This window comes from Anaerolineae bacterium (genome assembly GCA_013178015.1).
In the GTDB taxonomy this organism is placed as follows: Bacteria; Chloroflexota; Anaerolineae; order DRVO01; family DRVO01; genus Ch71.
This window is the reverse complement of record JABLXR010000049.1, coordinates 20824-27324: the sequence shown is the minus strand read 5'-3', so window position 1 is coordinate 27324 and position 6501 is coordinate 20824. Positions and strand designations below refer to the sequence as shown.

Genomic DNA, 6501 nt, shown 5'->3' with positions numbered 1-6501 from the left:
CCAATGAGGTCCACGTTCACGCCCAGGCCGGGCTCGACCCACGGCTCCAACCGAGGCGGCGCGGCCGCAGCCGACGGTCCCTGACCCCTGAGACTGAGCCAGGCAGACCCTGCCAGCCCGAGAGCGCCCAGAAGCATCAGGGTAAGCCCCACCAGCGCCCGGGGGCTCCAGGCCGACTCCGGTCGGCTCACGGCGTGGGGCCGGCCCACCGCACCCTCGTCACGGCCAACCCCTCCAGCAGGGGGCGCACCTCGCCCGTCTCTGCGCCACACAGGTACAGACCGCTCTCAGCCCCCACCAGCAAGTAACCGTCCGACGACCAGGTGAACTCGTAGATCGTTGTGCCACCGGCCGTCAGCGGAAACAGTCTACGGGCCTCGCTCCCGTCGGCGTCGGCCACCCAGACCGAATACGGGCTCACAGCAGATGCGCTAGCATCGTCGGCGACTGCATACGCCACCCGAACCTGTCCCCTGCCGCCACTGGAGTATCGCGGCCGGGCCCACATTCCCACTCCCTCCAACAGAGGTACCACCGTGCCATCCCCGATGCTCACCACCGCCAGGTCGAAAGTGGTGCCCGCCTCGCTGGCCTCAGAGGCGGCAGCAGGCCAGGCCAGGGCCACATGCGTCCCCGCCGGGTGAGGACCGACCTCAGGTACCCAGACCCAGCCCGAGCCGGCAGGGGGAGGCGCGAACTCCACTACTCGGCGCTCAGCCCCGGATGAAAGCGTCACCTCTGTGACCCCGACCGGGCTGGCCACCAGCACCCGGTCGCTGATACCTGCAGAGCTGTCCAGGGCTGGCAGCCAGGCCAGTTCGGGGCCCCACCAGCAGTACGGCCCCGGACAGGAAGGCCCCCTGATCTCCGACCGAGCGCGGCCAGGGGTCCAGTGCAAGACCCAAAGGTCGTTGAGGGCTCGCCATCCCGGGCTCCCCTCGGTCCACTCGCCGCCAGTGTAGATAATCCGGTCGCCTTCTGGCGACCACAGGGCCCTGAGCACACCGGTGATCCCCAAGTTCTCCGGCTCAGCCCCGACGACGTCCGTTGCCACCGCCCAGAGTGAGTTGAGAGCCTGAGAATGGGCTCCCTCACGACGAGTGAACAGGAGCGTCCGGCCATCGGGCGACAGCTCGAACACCCTCCCGTCCAGATCCCCAGTCGTGGTGAGTGGACGCCGGGTCCGGGCCTCTCCCCGCAATAGCCAGGCATTTCCCTGAGCCAGGTACGCGACGGTGCCATCGAACTCCACGCCGCCGCCCGATGGGGGAAGGCCCACGGCCACCACTTCATCCTGAGGCGGGGTGACCAGGCGGGTGCGGACATGCTGCCGGCTCACTCTGGTGCCGTCCTCCAGCACAACCAGATAGACCAGCTCCTCGACTCCCTCCCGGCCGCTCTGCAACAGCCGGCGCTCGCCCGCCTCCAGCCCCAGGGACTTGATCGTGTGACGGTCGAAAGGAACGGCCCTGAGCTCGGTCTCCTCCACCTCCTGCACCCTGACCACTCGCAGGGTCATCCCCGAAGCAACCGGCGCCCAGTAGTCCGGCTCTACTCTGTCCTTGGGCCCCAGGTCGATCCCGGCCTCTCTCACCACCTCATAGGCCACCCGTGCCTGCGTGGTGACGCACAGGTTCCTACCGTCGGCCTGAACGCACACTTCGGCCCCGCTCGGGCGACAGGCGGCCAACGGAAGAAGCGTGAGACACAGCACTGCTACCCAGCGACTCACCGAACGGGACGTGGCTGGGAGCGGCCCTGACTGGTTGGCACGGGCAGGCATGCCGCCAATACTATCGCCGGCGCCGGTCTGGCGGCAACCGGTGCGACCTCATCGCCGTAGAACCTGCAGGCTGCCCGCGCCACAGCGGCTTCCTGACATCGGCGGCGCACGCCGCGTTGCGCCGATTCCGCACGCTGCCCCTGTGGCCCCGGTCTGGTATAATCGCCGCGGCTACCTAGGGAGAGCAGCGATGACACCCAACCAGAGCAAGCGCAAAGGCATGCAGCTGGCCCTCGACCTGGCCTGGGAGAGACTCGAAGGTGCGGATCCGGTCGCGTTGGCGGCTCGGTCCGGAGCCCGACCTCTCGAGGGGCACCAGGGGGTCCTGCTCCGCTATCTCGCCTGGGAGGTGGCTATCGACCTGGAAGAACACCGCGTCGTCAGCCAAGAGACCGATCTCACCCTCATGGAGAGGGTGCTCATCCTCCGGTACTTGGTGCTATGCGATCGCATCAGGCCGGTCCCTGACTGGATCTCCTTGCGGGAGCTGCCCGGCGGGCGCAACTACCTGGGGCCGTTTCGGGGACGGACGACTCATCCGCTGGAGGCTCGCTTCGGGCAGGACCGAGATGCCTTCGAGAGTGCCTCTCGCGCCCTCAGGGGAGAGCGGCTTTCTTTCGGCGATAGCGCCTTCCTCTTTCGCCTACTGCCGGCCTTCTGGATGGGCCTAGTGCTGAACATGGCCGATGACGAGTTCGAGGCCGAAGTCACCATCCTGTTCGATTCCGCCGTAGCTCGGTGCTTCACCACAGAGGACTGCGTTGCCGCCGGTCAGGTCCTGTCACGCCGTCTGTTACGCGAAGCTGGGTAGACGTCCTGGGGAGCAGCAGCGCCGCCTGCGCCACACCGTAGATAACTCGGAGGTTCCGTTCAAGTGACAACACGAGTGGATGCCCAGAAGTTGGAGCGGCTCGTCTCTGACTTGCTCGTCGCAGTTGATGTGCCGCGAGAGGATGCCGACATCGTCGCCTGGGTACTGGTGAAGACTGACCTGCGCGGCGTTGAGTCTCACGGGACGGCCCGCCTCAGCTACTACTACTTGGACAACACCCGGGTGGGCCTTATCAACCGGAGGCCCAAGGTGACTGTGGTAGCGGAGGGCCCCTCCACCCTGGTGATAGACGCCGACAACGGGCTAGGGCACCCGGTCGCCTACCGCACCATGGAGCGGTGCATTGACAAGGCCAGGGAGACGGGTCTCTGCTGCGCCACCGTACGCCACAGCAACCACTTCGGTGCCGCCGGCATCTACGCCATGATGGCCCTCGAGCACGATATGATCGGCCTGGCCCTCACGAACTCCCAGCCTCTGGCCATTCCCACCTACGGGCGAAAGAGGGTACTAGGCACCAACCCAATCTCCTTGGCCGCTCCCGCCGGCGAGGAGCTTGCTTTCGTCCTCGACATGGCCACCAGTGTCGTTCCCATCGGCAGGATCGAGGTCTTCCGTCGCGCCGGCGCTCAGGTGCCGCTCGGCTGGGGCGCTGACTCAGAGGGCCACGCCACCACCGACCCAGTCCGCATCATGGAAGGCGGTGGCCTCTTCCCTCTGGGCGGTACTGCCGAGACTGGGGGCTACAAGGGTTACGGGTTAGCGGCCATGGTGGACGTGCTCTGCGGCGTGCTGGCCGGCGCTGCCTTCCTCACTGGGGTACAACCGCCACTCCTCGATCGCCCTGGGCCTGCCAACGTCGGACACTTCTTCCTGGCTCTGAACGTGGCGGCGTTTCGCCCCATCGAGGAGTTCAAAGCCAGCATGGATGGTTTCATCCGGGAGCTCAAGCAGTCCCCCAAGGCGGCCGGCGAGGACAGGATCTACGTGGCCGGAGAGAAGGAGTTCCTCCAGGAAGAGGAACGCCGCCGCCTGGGCATCCCGCTGAACCCCAAGGTGGAAGAGGACTTCCGCCGCCTCTGCCGCGAACTGGACGTCCCCTGGCCCTTCTAGCGGGCCGCCTGCGGCGGGGCCCCGCCCTCTTCTCACCGAAGGGCCGCCCTACCGGTTCAGAGCCAGGGCGAACGCGTCGATCCGCCTCCATGGCTCCATCCCGGCAGGGGCGGGACATCATGCCTGCCCAGGGCGGACGTGATGCTTCGCTCGGCTTGACTGGCTAGGTCCGCCGGAGTAGAATGCAATCCATATGATACTGTAGGGATTCGGCGAGTCTCAATGAAGCTCACAGCCCGAGAGCGGTACGCAGTGAGAGCGATGGCCATACTGGCAGGGTCCTATGGGAGCGGCCCTCGTTCCCTGGCGGAGGTTGCCAACGAGCAGGGCATACCCTTCCGTTACCTGGAGCACATCGCCCAGGACCTCAAGCGCGCCGGGCTAGTCCGGTCGCACCGGGGCGCTTCGGGGGGGTACGAGCTGGCCCACCCTCCAGAGAGCATAACCGTGGCCGACGTGCTTCGAGCCCTGGAGGGGGACGTACTCCCTATGGAGTGCGGCACTGCGCCCAACTGCTTCTACCATGACCGGGTAGAGGCCTGCGTCACCCGGCCCCTGTGGCGGGATATCCGCCAGCAGATACAGGAGTCGCTGTCCCAAGTTACCCTGGCTTCGGTGGCTGGCCGCCTGAGATTGGAGACGATTGGAGAGAGGTCTGACGGCGATGGCATCTGATCCGCACCTGGTGTACCTCGATCACGCCGCCACCACTCCGGTTGACCCGCGAGTGCTGGAGGCGATGCTTCCTTATTGGAGCGAGAAGTTCGGCAATCCGTCTAGCGTCTACTCCCTGGGGCGAGAGGCTGCCGGGGCTCTGCGCCAGGCCCGGGAACAGGTGGCGGAGGTGCTCAACTGCAGACCGGAGGAGGTCTACTTCACCTCCGGCGGCACTGAGGCCGACAACGCTGCCATCAGGGGAATTGCCCTGGCCCAGAAGCAGCGGCGCCAGGCGCAGCACATCATCACCTCGGCCGTCGAGCACCACGCCGTGCTCCACACTTGCCAGTGGATGGAGAAGCACCTGGGCTTCGAGGTGACCTACCTGCCCGTGGATGCGAACGCTTTGGTCGCGCCCGAGGATGTGCGCGCTGCCATTCGGCCTGACACCGCTCTCATAAGCATCATGTACGCCAACAACGAGGTGGGGACCATAGAGCCAGTAGAGGAAATCGCCGCCATTGCTCGTGAGCACAAGGTCCCCTTTCACACCGACGCCGTGCAGGCCGGCGGACTTCTCTCCCTGGATGTGGAGCAGCTGGGCGTGGCTTCCCTCTCGCTTTCGGCGCATAAGTTCTACGGCCCCAAGGGCGTGGGGGTTCTCTACCTGCGGCGAGGCACGCCTTTCGTCCCGGTGCAGACGGGAGGTGGTCAGGAGCGAAACCGGCGCGCGGGCACGGAGAACGTGGCCGGCGCAGTGGGCCTCGCCACGGCGTTGGTCCTGGCTCAGGAGGAACGGGAGAGCGAGGCCCAGAGGTTGGCCGGATTGCGGGATCAGCTCATTGAAGGCGTGCTCCAGTCCATCCCCGACTCGCGCCTGACCGGGCATCCGGAGCGGCGGCTGCCCAATAGCGCCAGCTTCGTCATCAGCTTCATCGAAGGCGAGTCCATGCTGCTCAGTCTGGACATGGAAGGGATCGCCGCCAGTAGTGGCTCGGCCTGTACTTCGGGCTCACTGGAACCGTCCGCGGTGCTCACAGCCATGGGGCTGCCCCCTGAGCTGGCTCACGGAAGCCTCCGTCTGACGCTGGGCCACAGTAACACTGAGGCGCAGGTGCAGCGCGTGATCGAAGTGCTCCCGGGCATCGTGGAGCGTCTTCGCGCCATGAGCCCCCTGGCTCCGGGCAGGGGGGCGGAGCGTCCCACCCATTGAGAAGCCTCGCCCCTTTCGTCGGCTTCCCCCTTCGCCTGCTCGAAGCCCGAGTGCTGGGCCGGCGGAGGCCGCTCCTATCAGGCTACAAGATCACCCAGCGCTGCAATCTGCACTGCGTGCACTGCCCCTTCTGGCGCCGCCCGGGGCCAGAACCGAACGCCCAGGAGGCCAGGATTGTGCTGGATCGCTTGCACGCCGCCGGTGTTCGGCTGCTTATCTTCGAAGGCGGCGAGCCCCTGCTCTGGCGCGACGGCGACGCCGGTCTCGGCGATCTGGTGCGCTACGCGAAGGAACGCTTCTGGTCTGTGGGAGTCATCAGCAATGGCACCCTTCCCCTGCCCGATGACCCGGACGTGGTGTGGGTGAGCGTGGATGGACTAGAAGAGACCACCGCGAGGATCAGGGGCCCGATCTACCAGCGGCAGATGGAGAACATCGAGCGTTCCCGCCACCCGCGTCTCTACGCCAACGTCACCATCAGCACCCTGAACGTTGCGGAAGTGCCTGCTCTGGTAGAAGAGCTCGCCAGCCGCGTCCGGGGGATCACCATCCAGTTCTACTACCCCTACGAGGACGACCTCTCGCTGTTCGTCCCGTTCGATCAGCGACGGGAGTTGCTGGAGCGCTTGATCGAGATGAAGCGTAAGGGTTACCCTTTGCTGGATTCGGAGGACGCGCTTAGAGCGCTGCAAGCCCCGGGCTGGCGCTGTCACCCCTGGCTCGTGTCCAACGCCAACCCGGACGGCAGCATCCAGCAGGGGTGCTACCTCAAGGGGAGGGGCCCCGTCGCCTGCGAGCGCTGCGGCTTCGCCGCTCACGTCGAGATGTCGTTGGCGTTCGATCTCAACCCAGGAGCCCTGCGGGCCGGCCTCACCATATTCGGCCTTGGCCCGGGAGGTTAGG

At 66.4% G+C, this 6501-nt stretch carries 6 protein-coding genes; 5 read left to right on the top strand and 1 reads right to left on the bottom strand.

Going from position 1 to position 6501, the window contains the following annotated elements:
• Window positions 1–187 precede the first annotated feature (187 nt).
• Complete coding sequence (locus HPY83_16260; GenBank protein ID NPV09499.1) at window positions 188–1609, bottom strand: hypothetical protein; 1422 nt, start codon at window positions 1607–1609, stop codon at window positions 188–190.
• A 364-nt stretch (window positions 1610–1973) separates the two neighbouring features.
• Between HPY83_16260 and HPY83_16255 the strand changes: the two genes are divergently transcribed.
• The 5 genes from HPY83_16255 to HPY83_16235 all read left to right on the top strand — a co-directional run bounded on the left by HPY83_16255 (window position 1974) and on the right by HPY83_16235 (window position 6500).
• Window positions 1974–2594, top strand: coding sequence for a DUF3786 domain-containing protein (locus tag HPY83_16255; GenBank protein NPV09498.1), 621 nt, complete (start codon window positions 1974–1976; stop codon window positions 2592–2594).
• Window positions 2595–2657: 63 nt separating this feature from the next.
• A complete protein-coding gene (locus HPY83_16250) occupies window positions 2658–3728 on the top strand; it encodes an Ldh family oxidoreductase (GenBank protein NPV09497.1) in 1071 nt (356 codons plus the stop codon).
• Window positions 3729–3950: 222 nt separating this feature from the next.
• Window positions 3951–4403 carry an RrF2 family transcriptional regulator gene (locus HPY83_16245; protein ID NPV09496.1) on the top strand — a complete coding sequence of 151 codons (453 nt, stop codon included), beginning with the start codon at window positions 3951–3953 and terminating at the stop codon, window positions 4401–4403.
• A complete protein-coding gene (gene nifS, locus HPY83_16240) occupies window positions 4393–5598 on the top strand; it encodes a cysteine desulfurase NifS (GenBank protein NPV09495.1) in 1206 nt (401 codons plus the stop codon). Before HPY83_16245 ends, nifS begins: the two co-directional genes overlap by 11 nt.
• On the top strand, window positions 5595–6500 hold the full coding sequence (locus tag HPY83_16235; GenBank protein NPV09494.1) for a DUF3463 domain-containing protein: 906 nt from the start codon (window positions 5595–5597) through the stop codon (window positions 6498–6500). Before nifS ends, HPY83_16235 begins: the two co-directional genes overlap by 4 nt.
• The last annotated feature ends 1 nt before the right edge of the window (window position 6501 follow it).

Coding starts and splice junctions, on each gene's coding strand:
- nifS (NPV09495.1), top strand. CDS start 4,393: ATGGCATCTGATCCGCACCTGGTGTACCTCGATCACGCCGCCACCACT.
- HPY83_16245 (NPV09496.1), top strand. CDS start 3,951: ATGAAGCTCACAGCCCGAGAGCGGTACGCAGTGAGAGCGATGGCCATA.
- HPY83_16255 (NPV09498.1), top strand. CDS start 1,974: ATGACACCCAACCAGAGCAAGCGCAAAGGCATGCAGCTGGCCCTCGAC.